This is a genomic window from Halococcus salifodinae DSM 8989 (assembly GCF_000336935.1).
Lineage (GTDB): Archaea > Halobacteriota > Halobacteria > Halobacteriales > Halococcaceae > Halococcus > Halococcus salifodinae.
On the sequence record NZ_AOME01000076.1, the window covers coordinates 67,679 to 83,238 of the forward strand.

17 protein-coding genes are annotated in these 15,560 nt (G+C 67.9%); 8 read left to right on the top strand and 9 right to left on the bottom strand.

The window, feature by feature from the left end; all coding sequences use genetic code 11:
- Positions 1 to 6: 6 nt before the first annotated feature.
- The gene (locus C450_RS21745) at positions 7 to 189 is read left to right on the top strand and encodes a hypothetical protein (RefSeq protein ID WP_152424519.1); all 183 of its coding nucleotides are present in this window, start codon (positions 7 to 9) and stop codon (positions 187 to 189) included.
- A gap of 262 nt (positions 190 to 451) precedes the next feature.
- Here C450_RS21745 and C450_RS15830 read toward each other — a convergent pair whose 3' ends face one another.
- Positions 452 to 874, bottom strand: coding sequence for a universal stress protein (locus C450_RS15830; RefSeq protein WP_005045157.1), 423 nt, complete (start codon positions 872 to 874; stop codon positions 452 to 454).
- Positions 875 to 1,000: 126 nt separating this feature from the next.
- On the opposite strand from C450_RS15830, the gene C450_RS15835 reads away from it, so the two are divergent.
- From C450_RS15835 to gpmI, 3 genes are all read left to right on the top strand, one after another.
- Entirely contained in the window at positions 1,001 to 1,357 is a 357-nt protein-coding gene (locus C450_RS15835) for a DUF7113 family protein (RefSeq protein WP_005045159.1), read from the top strand.
- A 104-nt stretch (positions 1,358 to 1,461) separates the two neighbouring features.
- A complete protein-coding gene (locus C450_RS15840) occupies positions 1,462 to 1,587 on the top strand; it encodes a hypothetical protein (protein WP_049910325.1) in 126 nt (41 codons plus the stop codon).
- Positions 1,588 to 1,669: 82 nt separating this feature from the next.
- Positions 1,670 to 3,253 carry a 2,3-bisphosphoglycerate-independent phosphoglycerate mutase gene (gene gpmI, locus C450_RS15845; protein WP_005045161.1) on the top strand — a complete coding sequence of 528 codons (1,584 nt, stop codon included), beginning with the start codon at positions 1,670 to 1,672 and terminating at the stop codon, positions 3,251 to 3,253.
- A 65-nt stretch (positions 3,254 to 3,318) separates the two neighbouring features.
- On the opposite strand, the gene C450_RS15850 is transcribed toward gpmI, so the two are convergent.
- Positions 3,319 to 5,253, bottom strand: coding sequence for an aconitate hydratase (locus C450_RS15850; protein WP_005045163.1), 1,935 nt, complete (start codon positions 5,251 to 5,253; stop codon positions 3,319 to 3,321).
- Between the two features lie 93 nt (positions 5,254 to 5,346).
- On the opposite strand from C450_RS15850, the gene gfo6 reads away from it, so the two are divergent.
- On the top strand, positions 5,347 to 6,411 hold the full coding sequence (gene gfo6, locus C450_RS15855) for a D-xylose 1-dehydrogenase Gfo6 (protein WP_005045165.1): 1,065 nt from the start codon (positions 5,347 to 5,349) through the stop codon (positions 6,409 to 6,411).
- Positions 6,412 to 6,449: 38 nt separating this feature from the next.
- Here the strand turns inward: gfo6 and nadC are convergent, their stop codons facing one another.
- The 4 genes from nadC to C450_RS15875 all read right to left on the bottom strand — a co-directional run bounded on the left by nadC (position 6,450) and on the right by C450_RS15875 (position 11,674).
- Entirely contained in the window at positions 6,450 to 7,259 is an 810-nt protein-coding gene (gene nadC, locus C450_RS15860) for a carboxylating nicotinate-nucleotide diphosphorylase (protein ID WP_005045168.1), read from the bottom strand.
- On the bottom strand, positions 7,243 to 8,838 hold the full coding sequence (locus tag C450_RS15865; protein ID WP_005045170.1) for an L-aspartate oxidase: 1,596 nt from the start codon (positions 8,836 to 8,838) through the stop codon (positions 7,243 to 7,245). The genes nadC and C450_RS15865 overlap by 17 nt, the downstream gene beginning before the upstream one ends.
- 2 nt (positions 8,839 to 8,840) lie before the next feature.
- Positions 8,841 to 9,974 carry a quinolinate synthase NadA gene (gene nadA / locus C450_RS15870; RefSeq protein WP_005045172.1) on the bottom strand — a complete coding sequence of 378 codons (1,134 nt, stop codon included), beginning with the start codon at positions 9,972 to 9,974 and terminating at the stop codon, positions 8,841 to 8,843.
- 131 nt (positions 9,975 to 10,105) lie between these two features.
- Positions 10,106 to 11,674 (bottom strand): amidohydrolase, encoded by a 1,569-nt coding sequence (locus tag C450_RS15875; protein WP_005045174.1) that lies wholly within the window; start codon positions 11,672 to 11,674, stop codon positions 10,106 to 10,108.
- A 353-nt stretch (positions 11,675 to 12,027) separates the two neighbouring features.
- On the opposite strand from C450_RS15875, the gene hmgA reads away from it, so the two are divergent.
- A complete protein-coding gene (gene hmgA, locus C450_RS15880; protein WP_005045176.1) occupies positions 12,028 to 13,242 on the top strand; it encodes a hydroxymethylglutaryl-CoA reductase (NADPH) in 1,215 nt (404 codons plus the stop codon).
- A gap of 72 nt (positions 13,243 to 13,314) precedes the next feature.
- The gene (locus C450_RS15885; RefSeq protein WP_005045179.1) at positions 13,315 to 13,689 is read left to right on the top strand and encodes a hypothetical protein; all 375 of its coding nucleotides are present in this window, start codon (positions 13,315 to 13,317) and stop codon (positions 13,687 to 13,689) included.
- Between the two features lie 49 nt (positions 13,690 to 13,738).
- Here C450_RS15885 and C450_RS15890 read toward each other — a convergent pair whose 3' ends face one another.
- Positions 13,739 to 14,086, bottom strand: a complete 348-nt coding sequence (locus C450_RS15890) for a hypothetical protein (protein WP_005045181.1) — start codon at positions 14,084 to 14,086, stop codon at positions 13,739 to 13,741.
- A complete protein-coding gene (locus C450_RS15895; RefSeq protein WP_005045183.1) occupies positions 14,083 to 14,604 on the bottom strand; it encodes a DUF5817 domain-containing protein in 522 nt (173 codons plus the stop codon). Before C450_RS15895 ends, C450_RS15890 begins: the two co-directional genes overlap by 4 nt.
- Before the next feature lie 61 nt (positions 14,605 to 14,665).
- On the opposite strand from C450_RS15895, the gene C450_RS15900 reads away from it, so the two are divergent.
- Positions 14,666 to 15,004: a cupin domain-containing protein gene (locus C450_RS15900; protein WP_005045185.1), complete on the top strand. Its 339-nt coding sequence runs from the start codon at positions 14,666 to 14,668 to the stop codon at positions 15,002 to 15,004.
- A 92-nt stretch (positions 15,005 to 15,096) separates the two neighbouring features.
- Here C450_RS15900 and C450_RS15905 read toward each other — a convergent pair whose 3' ends face one another.
- The gene (locus C450_RS15905; protein WP_005045187.1) at positions 15,097 to 15,444 is read right to left on the bottom strand and encodes a DUF5789 family protein; all 348 of its coding nucleotides are present in this window, start codon (positions 15,442 to 15,444) and stop codon (positions 15,097 to 15,099) included.
- Between the last annotated feature and the right edge of the window lie 116 nt (positions 15,445 to 15,560).

Here is a 15,560-nt window from a genome sequence, read left to right on the forward strand (position 1 = left end):
AGCCGCATGGTCCGCCGTGCCGTGCGGCGGTTGCGGGGCGGGTGCGGGGCGGTTGCGGGGCGGGTGCGGCTGTGGCGGCGGTTGCAGAGCGGTGCGGGCCTGGCGGATGAAGGGCGAGCGTCGGGCGGTGCGAACGGAGTGAGCACCGTCGAACGCGCGAACGGGGAGGAACGACCCGTGAGCGAGTGAAACGAGCGAGGGCTTCAGCGGTTTGCGGCTGCGGGGGCTGCCCTCGGTGGATCGAGGGCGAGCGCCGAAGGCGCGAGGGCTCGGGCGGTGCTGTGCGGTCGCGGAGCAGTGCGGAGAAGGCTAGTTGTTGTACCGCGAGCGACCGGAGGGAGCGAGCGGGTGTTTTTCATGTCCTCGTGAGCAGCGTGGGACCGAAGGTCCCACGGGCCGTTCGCGCGGCTTCGCCGCGCGAAGACGAAGCGAACGAGGGCTCGGAGCGGCTTCACCGGACGACAGTCACCGGCACCGGCGAGCGCCGGACGGTGGTTTCGGCGACGCTGCCGAGCAGGATGCGCGAGACACCCTCGCGGCCGTGGCTGCCCATCACGATGGCGTCGATCGGGTGCTCGTCGGCGAACTCCACGATCGCCCGAGAGGGGCGACCGACCACGATCTCGCTGTCGAACGCATGACCATCGAGACGATCGGCGGCGACGTCGAACAGCTCCTCGGCGCGACGTTCGGCGGTCTCGTACCACTCCTCGGCGTAGCCGACGTCGCCGACCTGGCCACCTGCGCCCGCTCCGACAGGGTTGATGACGTACAGCAGCGTGAGGTGTGCGTCCGGGTGTTCCGTGACGGCGTGCTCCAGTGCATCCCACGCTCCGTCCGAGCCGTCGATCGGCACCAACACGCGTTTCGCCATGTGGAGTAGTAGCATAGCATCCGAGTTAAATCCACGGCTTGTTGTCTCCGAGGGGATCGGCCACCGCCCCATCGACCGCCCGCCGGCGAACACCGAGGTTTTGGCCGCTCGGTACCGAGAATGGGTATGCTTCTGATCTGCGGACGGGCCGGCGGAACCGATCTGACCGGGACGCTCTACGAGCGCGGTGAGGACGCTCCCTCCTTCAGCGGTGCGCCCGACGAGGACGCGCCCTACGTCTGGGTCTGTGACTCCTTCTACGAGGTCGAGAGCGGCGGCCAGCGCCAGATGGTTGGCGGCGAAACGGTGAACGTCGCCTTCGAATCGCCGGTGGCCCACGGGTTCGAGACCCGCGAGCGCGCGGTCGACGGCGCACACGAGCATCTCCGGACCCAGTTCGCCCGGATCGGTGTCGCCGAGGCCGACGTCGAGATCGAAGTCGTCGAGCGCGACCCCGACACCCACGACGAACCGATCCTCTGACTCCGGCGGTAGCGACACGGCTGTACTCCCGCCACGACCACGGTTCGGCCACGCCCGGCGCTCGAAAGCCGGGCGACTATCGGGCTTCGGGTGCTGTCGATCGTATGGTCAAAACCAGTACGCTGGTGATCGCGATCGGTGTCGTGATGCTGTTCCTCCCCGAGCCGATCACGTCGGTTCTCGGGCTCGTCGTGATCGCGATCGGCGTCGGCCTCCGACTGTTCGGCTGACTCGGTGTCGACATCACCAGTCCGCCCACCGTGTGGGCCCGAGTGCGAAGGTAATTAGCCACCCACGACGAGAGTGACGCGTATGCGAGCGGCGCTCGTCGTGCTCGACGGCTGGGGGATCGGCGACCACGATCGGCTCGACGCGATCCGAGCGGCCGACACGCCAACGATGGATCGCCTCGCCGACGAGGGAGCGACAGGCACTCTCGACACCTCGGGGCGGTCGGTCGGCCTCCCCGACGGCCAGATGGGCAACAGCGAGGTCGGCCACCTCACCATCGGCGCAGGGCGAGTGATCGATCAGCAGTACACCCGGATCACGCGGGCGGTCGAGGCGGGCGAGCTCCCGACGAACGACGCCATCGAGTCGGCGTTCGCCCACGCCGAGACGAACGGCGGCCGAGTCCATTTCATGGGTCTGGTGAGCGACGGCGGCGTGCACTCCGACCAGCGCCACCTCCACGCGCTGATCGAGGCTGCCGCCGACCGCGGCGTCGACGCGGTCACCCACGCGTTCACCGACGGCCGGGACACACCCCCCAAGAGCGGCGCGGGCTACCTCGCGGACCTCGAAGCCACGATCGACGAGCACGGCACCGGCGACGTGGCGACCGTCACTGGTCGGTACTACGCGATGGACAGGGACAAAAACTGGGAGCGTACTCGCCGGGCCTACGACGCGATCGTGGAACGCGACGCCGACCACACGGCCGGAACGGCGGTCGCGGCGGTCGAAGATTCGTACGACCGCGGCGAGACCGACGAGTTCGTCGAGCCGACGACGATCGAGGGCGAGGCGCAAAGCGCCTCTCGAACGACCTCGGAGAGCGAACGGCGGAGCCGTGAGCAGGGCGGACCGGCGCTCGGCGACGGCGACTCGGTCGTGTTCTTCAATTTTCGGGCCGACCGCGCGCGCCAGCTCGTCCGGATGCTGACTGACACTCGTCCCGAGTGGGGGTCCGCTCTCGACCAGCCCGCGATCGAACTGGTGACGATGACCGAGTACGACGAGACCTTCGATTTTCTTGTGGCGTTCGAGCCTCACGAGCCCACGGACAGCCTCGGCGAGACCCTCGCCGCCAACGGGTTGACACAGCTCCGGATCGCGGAATCCGAGAAGTATCCTCACGTCACCTACTTCCTCAATGGGGGACGCGAGGTGGAGTTCGACGGCGAAATCCGAGAGATCGTCGACAGCCCGGACGTGCCGACCTACGACCACCAGCCGGCAATGAGCGCCGAAGCGGTGACCGACACGGCCATCGGAGTGATCGAGACGGACGATCCCGACGTGATGGTTCTCAACTACGCGAACCCCGACATGGTCGGTCACACCGGCGACTTCGACGCGGCGGTTGCCGCGTGCGAGGCCGTCGACACCCAGCTAGAACGCCTTGTCGCGACCTGCCGCGAGGCGGGTGCTCACGTCCTCGTGACCGCAGATCACGGCAACGCCGACGACATGGGCACGCCAGGCGACCCCGACACGGCGCACACGCTGAACCCCGTGCCGCTGGTTTACCTCACGCCCGACGACGCATCGTCGGAAGACCGACGTGTGCGCCCCGACGGGAAACTCTCCGACATCGCGCCGACGCTCCTCTCGCTGCTTGGCATCGAGGTACCCCAGGTGATGACCGGCGAGACGCTGATCGTGGATGAATAGGCCGCGCGGCTCGGGGTTCATCCCCCGTCTCGTCGGCGCGCACGTCGCGCTCTCCACCGGCGAGATCAGTTCTTGTAGTCCTCGATCATCCCGCCTTGGAGCACGACTTCGACCTGGCGCGGGCTCAGCGTGTGTTCGGCCGTGAACGTGGTGTCCCGCGTAGCGTTGCGCACGGTGACGTCGGAGCCGTTCTGTAGCTCCTCGCGGACGCTGGGGAGTTCGAGGGTGTCGCCCTGCTCGATGGCGTCGTAGTCGTCACGGTCGACGAACTCCAGGGGAACGATCCCGAAGTTCACGAGGTTCTGCCAGTGAATGCGGGCGTAGCTCACGGCTAGCGCGGCCCGCATTCCGAGGTGGTAGGGCGCGAGGGCGGCGTGCTCGCGCGAACTCCCCTGGCCGTAGTTCGACCCGCCGACGGCCAGCCACGGCGCGCCCTGGGCTTCGGCGCGCTGGTAGAACCCCTGCTCCACCTGATCGAACACCCACTCGCTGATCTTCGGGATGTTTGATCGGTAGGGAAGCACATCCGATCCGGCGGGCATGATCTCGTCGGTCGAGATGTCGTCGCCGACTTTCATCAACACCGGGCCAGCGAGCGAGTCGGGAACCGCCTCGAATGTAGGCAGCGATTTGACGTTCGGCCCCTTTTCGAGGTCGCCACCGGGCTGTTCGGGCGGCGGGCTCAGCGACGCCTCGTCCACGATGACCGCCTCGGGTTCGGACCACTCGGGGTAGGTCATGTCGTGGGTGTCTTCGAGCGTGCGCGGGTCCGTGATTTCACCACTGAGAGCGCTCGCGGTCGCGGTCTCCGGGCTACAGAGGAACACGCTGTCCTCGCGGGTGCCGGTGCGCCCGGGGAAGTTCCGGGGGACGGTTCGCAGGCTGTTTCTGCCGGTGGCGGGGGCCTGACCCATCCCGATGCAGCCGTTGCAGCCGGCCTGGTGGACACGCGCGCCGCTGGCGTACAGATCTCCCAAATATCTCATCTCGGTCAGGTTCTGGAGCAGCTGCCGGGAAGTGGGGTTCACGTCGAAGCTCACCGCGGGCGGGACGCGCTCGCCCGCGACCATCATCGCCGGCACCGCGAAATCCCGAAGACCGGGGTTCGCACTGGAGCCGATGTAGGCCTGGTAGAGATCGTCGCCAGCCACCTCGGTCACCGGGACGACGTTGCCTGGACTAGAGGGTTTGGCGATCAGCGGCTCGATCTCGTCGAGTGCGATGGTCTCGGTGACGTGGTACTCGGCGTCGTCGTCGGCGTGCAGTTCACGGAACTCGTCCTCTCGACCCTGCTGGGCGAGGAACTGCTTCACGGCGTCGTCGGCGGGGAACACAGTCGAAGTGGCTCCGAGTTCGGTTCCCATGTTGGCGATCACGTGCCGGTCCATCGCGGTCAGGGTCTCTAGTCCGGGTCCGTGATACTCGATCACGCGGCCGACGCCGCCGTCGACGTCGTGGCGACGCAGCATCTCGAGGATCACGTCCTTCGCGCTGCACCAGTCGGGGAGTTCGCCAGTCAGTTCGATGCCCCACACCTCGGGCATCGCCACGTGGTAGGGTTCGCCGGCCATCGCCATCGCGATGTCCAGCCCTCCGGAGCCGATCGCCAGCATTCCCATCGCGCCCGCGGCCGGCGTGTGCGAGTCCGAGCCGAGCAGCGTCTTTCCAGGTACTCCAAATCGCTGCTGGTGGACGGGATGGGAGACGCCGTTGCCGGCGGCGGAGTACCAGACGCCCCACTTCTCGCAGGCGCTTTCGAGGAAGAGATGGTCGTCGGGGTTCTTGTTGTCCTCCTGGATCAGGTTGTGATCCACGTACTGGGCCGAGAGTTCGGTCTCGGTCCGCTCGACGTCCATGGCTTCGAGCTCGAGCATCACCACCGTGCCGGTGGCGTCCTGTGTCAGCGTCTGGTCGATCTCGAGGGCGATCTCCTCGCCTGGTTCCATCTCCCCTTCGACGAGGTGGTCGTCGATGAGTTGCTCCGCGACGGTTCCGGACATGGGCTGGAACCACGTGGGGAACGGCCTTTGCTCTTGCGCTGACATCCCTCGCGCCGGGAAACCGTATTACCGCCGACGGCCGTAGCGCGGGCAATGGCTCTCGACGGCTACTTCGAGGGGTTCACGAGGCGCGACTGGCAGACGATCGACGAGGGGCAAGTCGAAATCGCCGTGATCGGTCTCGGTGGGTTCGCCCGCGAGCGCGCCCTGCCTGCGATCCGCGACGCGGAGTTCTGCGAGGTCACCGTCCTCGTGAGTGGGTCGCCCGAGAAGGCTGCGGACCTCGCCACGTCGTTCGGCGTCGAGCGGGTGCTTGACTACGAGGCGTTCCGCGACGGAGAGGCCAGCGACGCGTACGACGCGGTCTACGTCGCGACTCCGCCGGCGTTCCACGAGGAGTACGCGACGACCGCCGCCGACCGCGGCAAACACGTCCTCTGTGAGAAGCCCCTCGCCGTGGATCACGCGGCGGCCGAGCGCATCGTCGCGGCCTGTGCAGACGCCGGCGTGGTGTGTATGACAGCCTACCGGCTCCGAACCGAACCCGCGGTCAGGCGGATGCGCGAACTGATCGCCGACGGCGCGATCGGCGATCCAGTCCAGGTCCACGGCGGGTTCTCCGCACGGCTGCTCGACGACATGAGCGCCGACACGTGGCGGCTCGATCCCGACGTTGCGGGCGGCGGCGCGCTGATGGATCTGGGAGTGTACCCGCTCAACACCACCCGCTTCCTGCTCGATGCCGATCCCACGTCGGTGGTGGCCGAGACTCACTCCGGGGAAGCACCGTTCGACCGCGTGGACGAGCATGTCGCCCTCCAACTCACCTTCCCAGGTGGCGTGACTGCCTCGTGTACGGCGAGTTTCGACGCCCACCCCGACAGCCGTCTCCAGGTGCTCGGCACCGACGGCCAAGTGCTCATCACCGACCCTTTCGGCGGCGACGTCTCCCAGGAGATCGTGGTCGAGCGCGGCGACACTCACACCCGCTACGCCGGCCCGTCGGTCGACGAGGTCCGCGAGGAGTTCGATTACTTCGCGCACTGCGTGCTCACCGGCGAGGACTGTGAGACCGACGGCGAGGACGGACTCACCGATCTCCGCATCATCGAAGCGGCCTACGAATCCGCTGAGATCGGCGAGCGCGTCGAACTGTAACTGTCGAATCAGTCGCCGAGAAACGTGACTGAACGCCCTCACCCCGTCCGGAAGGAGTAATCGAATGCCGGGGCCGAATGGGTGAGCGAGCCCAACGAGATCACGTCGACGCCGGTGGCGGCGTATTCGGGAACGGTGTCGAGCGTGATCCCGCCGCTCGCCTCCGCGAGCACGCCCGCAGGCAGCGCCTCGACGCCCTCCGAAACCGCCGCGGGCGCGAGGTTGTCGAACAGCACGATGTCCGCACCCGCTTCGGCGGCCCGCCGGCCCTCGGCGGGGCGCTCGACTTCGACTTCGATCTTCGTGGCGAAGGAGGCACGCTCCCGGAAGTGCGAAACGGCGTCTTCGAGCCCCATCTCCGCGACGTGGTTGTCCTTCACCATCACCATATGCGAGAGATCGAGCCGGTGGGTGTCGCCGCCGCCAGCGACGATCGCGCGCTTTTCGACGCCGCGGAGACCGGGCGTGGTCTTGCGCGTCCCCGCGATCCGCACCCCGTCGCTCACCTCGCGGGCGGCGTCGACGGCCTCCCGGGTTCGAGTGGCGACCCCGGAGGCGTGGCCCGCGACGTTGACCGCAACGCGCTCGCCACGGAGAACTTCGCGCGCCGCACCGTCGGCGGTCAGAACCGTGTCGCCCGACTCGATCCGATCGCCCGGATCGGCGTGCGTCTCGACCCCGACCCCGAGATGGTCGAAGACCGCGACGGCGGCCTCCAGTCCGGCCGCGACGCCCGACTCCTTCGCGACCAGTCGTCCCGTCGTCTCGCCCGGCACCTCGTTGGTCACGTCGTGGTGGCCGAGGTCCTCGTGAAGCCACCGCTCGACCTGGCTACGGGCGACCGGCATGGACCTCGTTCTCTTCGCTGGCGTCGGTCGTATCGGCGCTCTCGTCGACGAGATGATGACAGCCGCGCGACTCGGCGTTCTCGCTCGCGGCCCGAACGATCAGGAGTGCCGTGACGGTCGCAGCCCGGAGCTCGTAGAGTTCGCGCGAGGTGCGTGTCCGGACGTAGGCGTCGACCTCGCCCTTCAGCCGCCGGACCGCCGCGCTCGCGCGCCGGAGGCCGTCGGGGGTGCGGGCGAGGCCGACGTACTCGTCCATCGTCCGCCGGAGTCGGCCGAACTTCTCTTCAGCGAATGCCTCGGGGAGCGCGGGGTCGCTGTCGCGGAGGTCGGGAGCCTCGACCACCACTGGGGACGCATCGTCCGCGGCGGCGGCCTGGCCCGCGCGTAGGCCCCACACCAACCCTTCGAGCAGACTCGTCGAGGCGAGCCGGTTCGCGCCATGAACTCCGGTTCGGGAGCACTCCCCGACCGCGAACAGCCGATCGAGGCTCGTCCGCCCGTGAGAATCGACGTCGATTCCGCCGCATACGAAGTGCTCGGCGGGCGACACCGGAATCCCTGTCTCAACGTCGACGCCGCGCTCGTCGCACTTCGCGGCGAGGTCCGGGAACTCCTCTTCGAAGTCGAGCGGCGAGACGTCGAGCACGACATCGCCGGTCCGGTCGCGCTCGCTCGCCACGGCGCGCGCGACCACGTCCCGCGGCGCGAGTTCGGCGTCAGGGTGGTAGTCAGGCATGAATCGTTCTTCCTCGTCGTTCCGGAGCAGTGCGCCCTCCCCACGGACGGCTTCGCTCAGCAGGAACGGTTCGTCTCCCGCATACGCCGTCGGATGGAACTGGACGTACTCCATGTCGGATACATCTACGCCGGCGAGCGCCGCCATCGCGATCCCATCGCCGGTCGCGCCCTCGGGGTTGGTCGAACGGTCGTAGAGTGCGCCGATCCCGCCCGTGGCGAGCACGGTCGCGCCGGCATAGATCGGTTCGACGGTCGAATCGGACTCGACCATCGCGCCGTGGACCCGGCCCTCGCGGGTGAGGAGTTCGAGCGCCGCGGTGTCCTCGCGGATCGCCACGTTCGGATGGTCGTCGAGATGCGAGAGGAACGGGCCGAGGACGTGGCGGCCGGTGCTCGCGTTCACGTGGAGAATTCGGCGCTCGCCGTGGGCGGCCTCGCGGCCGTATGCGAACCCGGCGTCGTCCTCGTCGGTGTCGAACGGCACGTCGAGCGTCTCCACGAGCACGTCCTCGACGGCGTCGTTCGCGTTCTCCACGAGGACGTCGACCGCCTCGGGGTCGGCCGCGCCGTCGCTCGCCGTGAGGATGTCCTGCTTGAACTCTTCGGGGTGCTCGCGCGAGACCGCGATGCCGCCCTGGGCCCACCAGCTCGTCGCGTCCGCCGGGCGCTCGGCCTTCGTCACGAGCAACACGTCTTGGCCTGCGCGTGCGGCCGCGAGCGCCGCCGCACAGCCCGCGACGCCGCTGCCGATTACCAGCGTTTCGGCGGTCGTCGCGTTCGTGTCGTCGGTTTCGTCCGTCTCGCTCGCAGCCTCGCTGCCGTCCGCTTCGGTGCCAGGCACGGTCAGATCTCCAGCATTCGGTCGAGCGCCACGCCGGCGAGTTCCTTTTCGTCGGGCGCGACTTCGATCACGTTTCGCTCGCGGCCCTCGACCAGCTCTTCGAGCACCCACGTCAGGTAGTTCGGGTCGATCTGGCGCATCGCGTTGCAGTCCATGCACGCGTCGCCGCAGAGGGGAAGGACCTCGATCTCGGGATGCCACCGCGCGAGGTGGTTCGCGAGGTGGATTTCGGTCCCGATCGCCCACGTCTCACCGGGATCGGCCTCGGCCACCGTATCGGTGATCGTACTGGTCGAGCCCACCACGTCCGCAGCCTCGACGACCTCGCGGCGGCACTCGGGATGGACGACCACGTTCGCGTCGGGGTGGTCCTCCCGAATCTCCTCGACGTGACTCTCGCGGAAGCGCTCGTGGACCTGGCAGTACCCCTCCCAGAGCACGATGTCGGCCGCCGCGACCTCGCTCGCGTCCTTGCCCTCGGGGTCCCACGGGTCCCACACAGCAGTATCGTCTTCCATCCCCAACCGGTGAGCGGTGTTCTCTCCGAGGTGTTTGTCGGGGAGAAAGAGCACCTTGTCGCCGCGCTCGAAGGCGTACTCGAAGGCCCTGTGGGCGTTCGAAGACGTGCAGACGAGCCCGCCCTGCTCGGCACAAAAGGCCTTCAGGTCGGCGTAGGAGTTCATGTACGTCACCGGGATGATGTTCTCGTCGGGTGCAGCGTCGGTGATCTCCGCCCACGCGGCGTCGACCTGGAGGGCTTCTGCCATCCCCGCCATCGGGCAAGAGGCCTCCATCGAGGGGAGGATGACTGTTTGAGAGTCGTCGGTGATGATGTCCGCGGATTCGGCCATGAACGTCACGCCGCAGAACACGACGTGATCGGCGTCGGCCTCGGCGGCGCGCTTCGAGAGGGCGTACGAATCGCCGATGAAGTCGGCGTGCTCGACGATCTCCTCGCGCTGGTAGTTGTGCCCGAGCACGAGGACGTCGTCGCCGAGTTCGTCGAGCGCCCGCCCGATGCGCTCCGTACGCTCGGATTCGGACAGTTCCCGGTATCGTGGTGGGAGATGTTCCAGATTGTCGTATTTGAACAGGCTGAGGTCGGTTTCGAGGTCCGTTGTTTCCAGTTCTGGCATGTGTTTCGAGACTCCGGTAGCACTAGCCCACGGTGGCCATTATTGAAAATATTTTCTCTTCAAAACGTATCTGCCGGGACCACAAGCTATCGATTTCGACAACAGGAGGATCCGATCGCCGCGAACCGGGCTCAGCGCGCGTCGTAGACGATCTCGCCGTCGATGATCGTTGCCGCGACATCGATGGCCGCGATGTCGTCTGGCTGGTCCCACGGCGAGCGGTCGAGCGCGACGAGATCGCCACGCTTGCCTGGTTCGATCGTTCCCAGCCGATCCTCGTCGAAGCCGGCGTACGCCGCGCCGCGGGTGTACGCCCGGAGCGCCTCGGTCACGGGGAGTCGCTGGACGTCGGCGGGCGCGTTCACGGAGTGGTGGACGCCAAGCAGCGGGTCGAGCGGCATGCAGTCGCTGCCGAAGGCGAGTCGAACTCCGGCGTCGCGGAGTTCTCGAAGTGGGTTCGAGCGTCGCCGGCGCTCGGAACCGATCCGGGCGTCGTAGAGCCCTCCCTCATCCGCCCACTTCAGGAAGTTCGGCTGGACCGACGCCACCACGTCGAGATCGGCGAAGCGGTCGATGGCCCCATCGAAGGGAAGTTCGGCGTGCTCGATCCGGTGACGTGCGCCGCCGGGATCGTCGGTCGCCGCGTAGGCCGCGAGGACCTCGTCGACCGCCCTGTCGCCGATGGCGTGGGCCGTCACCTGGAAGCCGGCGCCGTCGGCACGTTCGACGATCTCACGGAGTTCGGCGGGCGGAACGACCCACTGACCAGTGGCCCCGCCGTCAGCGGTTTCGGTCTCAGTGTCGGCGTACGGCTCGGTCAGTTTCGCGGTCCGTGCGCCGATGCTCCCGTCGGTGAAGGTCTTGATCGCGCCCGTCCGCACGAACTCGCTGCCGTGGTTGGTCGCGAGGCCGGTTTCGATCGCGGCGTCGAGGTGATCGCTCCAGTAGTTGATTCGGACTCGGAGCGCGAGCTCCCCTGCGGAATCGAGGTCGCGGTAGACCCGCGGTGCGTGGGAGTGCCGGATCATGTCGTGGACGCCGGTGACGCCGCGTTCGTTGGCGTGTTCCTGGGCGGCAAGGAGGAGGTCGCGGGTCTCGTTGCGGTCGGGCGCGATCGCTTCTCGAACGGGGCCGAGCGCATCCTCGACGAGCACGCCCGTGGGATCGCCGTTCTCGGTTCGGACATCGCCCTCGGGAAGCCGGTCGCCGAGGCGATCGAGGGCGACGCCGTTCACGCCCCCGGTGTGCATGTCCTCGCGGAACGCGACCACCGGTCGCGTCTCGCTCACCCGATCGAGGTCTTCCCGGTCGAGATAGCGCGACTCCTCCCACGCGCTCTCGTCGTAGCCGAAGCCCAGAACCCACTCGCGGTCGGTCTCACCGTCGTCGAGTTCGTCGGCGCGCTCTGCGAGCAGCGAGACCGCTTCGTCGGGCGAGGTGGCGTCGGCGAGGTCGGCGTGGACGAGGCGCTTGCCGAGCTCCTCCATATGCGTGTGGGCGTCGATGAATCCCGGGAGGAGCACGCGGCCGTCGAGGTCGATCGTGTGGGTGTCGACGCCCGCGAGGAAGTCGATCTCGTACGTCGACCCCACCCGGATGATCTCGCCGTCGCGGACGGCGACCGCCTCGGCGGTCTCGTCGGGATCGGTCAGCGTGTGGACCGCGGCGTTCGTAAGCACCAGATCCGCAGCGTCGGTCATGGCGTTGGAACGATCGGGTGGGCAATAAGGATACAGCCAGCGAAGCGGGCGTGTAGGATGGGTGATGAGCCAATGCCGAGTACGATGGTACTGATGTCGCTGCTGCGGTAGTTGTGGTTGGCGCGCGGGAGCGCGCCAAAGCGCGCGACTCGTGCGAGGGATGACCGAGGGAGCGCAACGACCGAGGGAGTCGGTTGGGGAGGCTCGTGGCTTGTGGTTCTCATTTGTGTCGGCATCGTAGCGGTCTCGACGACGGTGATAGTCACCGGACATCCTCATGACACGAAGCAGTCCTAGCCAGCAAGCACACCAGAGAGGGTAACGCTTAGGCGGCGGCCACCCGCTGTCGAGGTATGAGCGACGCTGCCGACCTCGCCGAGCGCGTTCGATCGGGCGACCTCGCGCTCCACGACCTCGACGATCACGCCGATCCCGCAACCGCGACCGAAGCCCGACGTCGGGTCGTCGCGCGCGCGACCGACACCGATCTCGACGGGGTGGGAGCAACTGCCCTCGATCCAACCGACGCCGTCGGAACGACCATCGAGAACATGATCGGCGCAGTCGAAATCCCGCTCGGCGTCGCCGGCCCTCTTCCTGTGGCGGGCGGCGCGGCCGACGACGAACACTACCTTCCGCTCGCGACAACCGAGGGCGCGCTGGTCGCCTCGGTCAACCGCGGCTGTTCGATCCTCCGCGCGGCCGAGGGCGCGAACGCCAGGGTCACGAAGCGCTCGATGACCCGCGCGCCAGTCTTTCGAGTGGCCGATGTGGTCGAGGCCGAGGCGGTCGTCTCGTGGGTGCGCGAGAACCGCGACGCACTCCGGAACGCCGCCGAGGAGACCACGAGCCACGGCGAACTCACGGACGTGACGCCCTACGTCGTGGGTGACTCGGTGTTCCTCCGCTTCGGTTACGACACCAAGGACGCGATGGGGATGAACATGGCGACCATCGCCACGCGAGCGGCCAGCGAGGTAGTCGAAGCCGAGACGTCCGCCGACCTCGTGGCGCTGTCGGGCAACCTCTGTACCGACAAGAAGCCCGCCGCGATCAACGCGGTCGAGGGTCGCGGTCGGAGCGTGGTGGCCGACGTGACGATCCCGAACGAGGTGGTGGAGGATCGACTCCACGCCACGCCCGACGCGATCGCCGAGGTCAACACCCGAAAGAACCTCATCGGGTCGGCGAAAGCCGGAAGTTTGGGATTCAACGCCCACGCCGCGAACGTGGTGGCGGGCGTCTTCCTCGCCACCGGCCAGGACGCCGCTCAGGTGGTCGAGGGAGCGAACGCGATCACGACCGTCGAAGCCAGGGGAGACGAACTCTACGCCAGCGTCTCGCTCGCGAGTCTCGAAGTCGGAACGGTGGGTGGCGGGACGAAACTGCCCACCCAGTCGGCAGCGCTCTCGCTGCTCGGCGTGGCTGGGGGTGGCGACCCGCCCGGCGCGAACGCCGACCGCCTCGCGGAAGTGATCGCCGCGGGCGCGCTCGCTGGCGAACTCTCCCTCCTCGGAGCGCTCGCCTCACGGAACCTGTCGAGCGCCCACGAAGAGCTTGGACGGTGAGGCCCGACCGGCGCTGCGACCGCCGCCACACGAGACCGGTGCCGACATAACCGGCGAGCCAGTAGGCGAGCCATGACCGAGATCGATCGCGTCCGTGCCGAGCCAGATCTCGTCGTGACGGCGCTCCAGCAGAAGTTCCTCGAACCCAACCCCGTCGGCGAGCCCGCGATCCGTGTCGCGCCCGACGGCGAGGCGGAGCTGTTCGTCCACGAGGACGGGTTCGAACAGCCCGCGGAGGGTGTCGATCTGCATCCCGAGCGCTTCGTCGGCGACGAACTCGATCTCCCCGATCCCGACGCCGATCTCGACGACGAGGCGATCGAGGCACTCGGCGAGCGGCTCGGCTCGGAGGTTCGACCGGCGCTGCGGAACGACGTCGATCTCAACGCCGACCGCGACGAGGCCGAACACATCGTCCCGGTCGAGTACGAATCCAACGACCCGTAGTTCAGCGTCACGATCCGGTTCGATCGGATCGACGAACGACGGACTCCTTCTATCGCATCTGCCCCACGAGAAACGCACAGCCGCCGGCGAGCACCGCAACGCCGACGACCAGCACGGTGCCGCTGGCGAGCGCGGTCGCACCGACCACGAGACCGAACCCGCCCGCGCCGATCGCGTGGGCGAGCCCGATCAACCGGCGACCGCGCCGGAGATACACCACCGCACCGAGCCCGAACCCGAGCGTGAGGACCGCCCCGGAGAGGACGAACGGCGGGGTCGGAGTCCCGAAGATCGGAATCGGTTCGACCACGGGTTCGAGGAGGAAGAGCAGGCCGGCGAGCCCGACCAGCGTGCCGACCACGAGCGGCGCGGGGTCGAGATCACGCTTGCCCGTCACAGGAGTCGGTACGCGCCGTCGTTCCGGCTCGCCTCGCCCTGTTGGACGAGTCGGTCGAGCGCGCGCTCGGTGAACGCGGTGGACACGTCACGCGCGGTCGCGTACGCGATGACAGCCTCCTCGGTCGGCTCATCGAGTTCGTCGACGGCGTTTCGGACCGTGTCGAGCCGGCTCGGGCTTCCCGCGGCCGCCCCGCTCGTCGCGCCCTCGCCCGCTTCGGAGACTGCCTCGGCGTCGAGGCCCGACTCCTGGAGGTACGTCGTCTCGTCCATCCGTTCGTTCTCGGCGCGCGTTTCGAGCGTTGCGAACGAATCGAGGTCGTCGGGCGCGTGGTCGCTGCGGTCGGCGAGCAGCGCGGTGCGGGCCTCGCGCGCGGCGTCGGCGGCGTCAGTCTCGGCAAATTTCGTGAGCTTCGGGTACTGATGGCGCGCGCCACACGAGGGACAGGACGTGGTCTCGGGACGGCCCTCGACCACCCACAGCGCGCTGCACTCGCTGCAGCCGACCACCGCATACATGCCCCTTTCTCCGGTCCGCGATCGGTTGAACCTTTAGGTACATCGGCCGTGTGATGTCCGCATGAAGACCGTTGCGACGGCCGATCGCGAGACCACCGAGGCGGTTGAGGGTGTTTCGGTCACAGTGCTCGCGAGCGGCGAGGCGATGAACGTCCAGGCGTTCACGATCGATTCTGGAGCCAGCGTCCCGGCGCACAGCCACCACCACGAACAGGCGGGCTACCTGTTCGCGGGCCACGCGACGTTCGTCCTTGACGACGAGGAACACGAAGTCGGCCCCGAAGGATCGTACGCCATCCCCGCCGACGAGGCGCACGCGGTCGAGAACCGTGGCGACGCGATCGTTCGCGGTGTCGAGTGCTTCAGCCCGCCCAGACCGCGCCCCAACTGGATGGACTGATCACGGGGGCGAACGATGGCGGCTGTCGGTGACGAGAGCTGTCGGACCCGATCAGCCACCGCCAAACGATCGACGGCGACTGACCGAGTCCGTTATGCGGTGTCCGACTCCTCGGCCTCGTCGAGCGCCGCGAGATCCCGCTCGTCGTTGTACTCGTTTGGTCCGCCCGCCTCGCCCGAGAGCTCGTCGTAGAGCGACTCGCGAACCTCCTCGGGCGTGTCGTACTCGTCGTCCAGCCGGTCGAACACGCTGCCCATCGATTCGGTCTCGTTCGGGAGGTCGAGCGGTTGGTCGGCGTACTCGGTGGCGAGTTCCTCGCTTCTGACGGGGTACTTCCGGTCGCGAACGTCGGTCTCGACTTCGTCGAGAATGTTCTCGACGTGTTCGGCGCGTTCGTGCTGGCGATCGCGAGGGTCCTCGGCTCGATCGTCGATCGGCATACGCCCCGTAAGACACGCGGACGAAAAAGTGTCCCACCGTCGTGTGCAATCCCGGTAGCAGCCGGCGCGCGGAAGCGTGCGGAGCACGCGACTCGCGCGAGGCTTGCACGAGCGAA

Bases quoted from the DNA above. Each gene is read 5' to 3' on its own strand.
- C450_RS21745 (WP_152424519.1), top strand. From the start codon at position 7: ATGGTCCGCCGTGCCGTGCGGCGGTTGCGGGGCGGGTGCGGGGCGGTT.
- C450_RS15830 (WP_005045157.1), bottom strand. From the start codon at position 874: ATGGCGAAACGCGTGTTGGTGCCGATCGACGGCTCGGACGGAGCGTGG.
- C450_RS15835 (WP_005045159.1), top strand. From the start codon at position 1,001: ATGCTTCTGATCTGCGGACGGGCCGGCGGAACCGATCTGACCGGGACG.
- C450_RS15840 (WP_049910325.1), top strand. From the start codon at position 1,462: ATGGTCAAAACCAGTACGCTGGTGATCGCGATCGGTGTCGTGATGCTG.
- gpmI (WP_005045161.1), top strand. From the start codon at position 1,670: ATGCGAGCGGCGCTCGTCGTGCTCGACGGCTGGGGGATCGGCGACCAC.
- C450_RS15850 (WP_005045163.1), bottom strand. From the start codon at position 5,253: ATGTCCGGAACCGTCGCGGAGCAACTCATCGACGACCACCTCGTCGAA.
- gfo6 (WP_005045165.1), top strand. From the start codon at position 5,347: ATGGCTCTCGACGGCTACTTCGAGGGGTTCACGAGGCGCGACTGGCAG.
- nadC (WP_005045168.1), bottom strand. From the start codon at position 7,259: ATGCCGGTCGCCCGTAGCCAGGTCGAGCGGTGGCTTCACGAGGACCTC.
- nadA (WP_005045172.1), bottom strand. From the start codon at position 9,974: ATGCCAGAACTGGAAACAACGGACCTCGAAACCGACCTCAGCCTGTTC.
- C450_RS15875 (WP_005045174.1), bottom strand. From the start codon at position 11,674: ATGACCGACGCTGCGGATCTGGTGCTTACGAACGCCGCGGTCCACACG.
- hmgA (WP_005045176.1), top strand. From the start codon at position 12,028: ATGAGCGACGCTGCCGACCTCGCCGAGCGCGTTCGATCGGGCGACCTC.
- C450_RS15885 (WP_005045179.1), top strand. From the start codon at position 13,315: ATGACCGAGATCGATCGCGTCCGTGCCGAGCCAGATCTCGTCGTGACG.
- C450_RS15895 (WP_005045183.1), bottom strand. From the start codon at position 14,604: ATGTATGCGGTGGTCGGCTGCAGCGAGTGCAGCGCGCTGTGGGTGGTC.
- C450_RS15900 (WP_005045185.1), top strand. From the start codon at position 14,666: ATGAAGACCGTTGCGACGGCCGATCGCGAGACCACCGAGGCGGTTGAG.
- C450_RS15905 (WP_005045187.1), bottom strand. From the start codon at position 15,444: ATGCCGATCGACGATCGAGCCGAGGACCCTCGCGATCGCCAGCACGAA.